General features: G+C 39.8%; 2 protein-coding genes. Both read left to right on the top strand.

Translation table 11 applies throughout. The features are described 5' to 3' along the window. On the top strand, positions 1-381 hold a 381-nt coding region (locus QUA78_RS32730), incomplete at its 5' end, for a hypothetical protein (protein ID WP_333307668.1). Positions 382-454: 73 nt separating this feature from the next. Continuing rightward, a complete protein-coding gene (locus QUA78_RS32725; RefSeq protein WP_333307665.1) occupies positions 455-865 on the top strand; it encodes a helix-turn-helix domain-containing protein in 411 nt (136 codons plus the stop codon). The last annotated feature ends 136 nt before the right edge of the window (positions 866-1001 follow it).

The raw sequence follows: 1001 nt of genomic DNA, 5'->3' as shown, positions 1-1001 counted from the left end.
ACTTGGGGGAGAGAAGGCGGAAAGATTCACTACGATTTAGGAGGATTTGAAGTAATTGTAGAAGCTCGGGACTGCATCGTTACTGAAACTAAAAAAATCATGGGGATAGTGGTTGCATCGCACACTTACCCAGACCCGGGATGCAAATTGCCGGAAGAGGAAGAACCTGAGTTGCCAGAATTGCCACCGGGGCCCGATGGTATTGAAATGAGCGACGGACCCGAATTTGTCTACGTTGTTTTAGAAGGATATGTACGCGGCGTTGAAATAGACAAAAGATATTCGCCACCTATTTACGATACTTGGTTTGCCGACCATGCCGTAAACGTTTCTAACATTTCTAGCGGCGAAATTGCAGCCCCTGATTATCCTTCTAAGTAGGTCGGTGCGAAAAAACCGAACTATGTTAAAATAAGTAAAGACAGGGAATACGTCTACCCAGGTAACTCAATATATGGGCGCTAGATTAAGGATATTTCTGACACAAGAGCAAGATAAAACTCTATTAAAATTGAGAACTGCGAATGTTCCCCAAAAAGTCAAAGACCGAGCTCTTGTAGTTAGGTTAAATGCACAGGGCTGGTACGTTGAAAAAATAGCAGCTCATTTTAACTGGGCCCCACAAACAGTGAGAGAGGTTTTACATAAATGGCAAAAGCTTGGAATGGAAGGTTTTTGGGAGTTACCAGGCCGAGGAGGAAAACCTAAGTGGAAAGAAGCAGACATAGAGTTTTTAACAGAATGCCTCAAAAATGAGCCACGTACATACAATAGTGTTCAATTAGCTCAAAAATTAGAACAAGAGCGTTCTATTAAATTCAGCCCCGATCGATTAAGACGAATCCTAAAAAAAAAGGGTTTATAGCAATCCTAAATCATTATCAAGACTATGATACAATTATATGTAATACTTGATTGTAACAATAAAAAAATGAATGACTTACAAATGCAACAAAAAGATAGGGAAAAAGAAATAGCTTCTTTAGAGTCTTTCATTCAAA

Source organism: Microcoleus sp. K4-B3, assembly GCF_036704615.1.
Lineage (GTDB): Bacteria > Cyanobacteriota > Cyanobacteriia > Cyanobacteriales > Microcoleaceae > Microcoleus.
This window is presented reverse-complemented; position numbering and strand designations above follow the sequence as displayed.

What these genes read in the sequence shown, in the direction of transcription:
- QUA78_RS32725 (WP_333307665.1), top strand. Translation starts at nt 455, where the DNA reads ATGGGCGCTAGATTAAGGATATTTCTGACACAAGAGCAAGATAAAACT.